Source organism: Brachyspira catarrhinii (genome assembly GCF_005518285.1).
GTDB classification, from domain to species: Bacteria; Spirochaetota; Brachyspiria; order Brachyspirales; family Brachyspiraceae; genus Brachyspira; species Brachyspira catarrhinii.
The window spans coordinates 1-647 of sequence record NZ_SJDU01000702.1 but is presented as its reverse complement, the minus strand read 5'-3'; the positions used below and the strand labels follow the sequence as shown (position 1 = coordinate 647).

At 40.6% G+C, this 647-nt stretch carries 1 protein-coding gene; it reads right to left on the bottom strand.

The genetic code is table 11. The features are described 5' to 3' along the window. Window positions 1-647: hypothetical protein (locus EZH24_RS14440; RefSeq protein WP_161976191.1), on the bottom strand; the 647-nt coding region annotated here is incomplete at both ends.

Sequence of the window (647 nt, the reverse complement as noted above, 5' to 3'; positions counted from 1 at the left end):
TGCATCCAATTTTTGTTTCTTTTTGTTTTGGTGCAAAATCTCCGCCCAAATACAATCCGAAATTCATGCCGATATTATCGGTGAAGAACAAATAATAATCGAAAGTCACTTTCACATAACCTATAACGGAAGGAGAGAACATATCGGTTATATCTTGTCTTGTAAGAGTAATATCAGTTTGAGTTTTTGCGGCTTCGCTTGTTGGATAATTTCCTGCAATAGTAACAGTCGTGGTTAATCCTCCAGCAACAGGGATTTTAACTCCTCCGCCAATTCCTAATGCTATCGCTCCTCTTCCAACGCCGATATTGAATTTAGGAAGTAGTCCTAATTTGAAGCTATGATAGTATAGAGACATATCAAGACCATTTTCAGCGCTATAAGTTCCGCCACCGCTAGCTACTCCTGTAGAACCGTATCCCATCAAATAGGCATCCCAACTATAACCCAATTCACCCAAAACGCTTATACCGAAACCGTCTTTAACTTGGAACATATAGCCGATTTGCGCGCTAACATCTGCATCGACGCTTAAACTTCCTTTGATGCCCAACAAATCTTTAGCTTCCTTATTTGGAATTGTAGCTCCAACTCCGCCAGCTAATTGGAATAAAAACTCGAAACCGCTTGCCGCAAATGCCGATGTT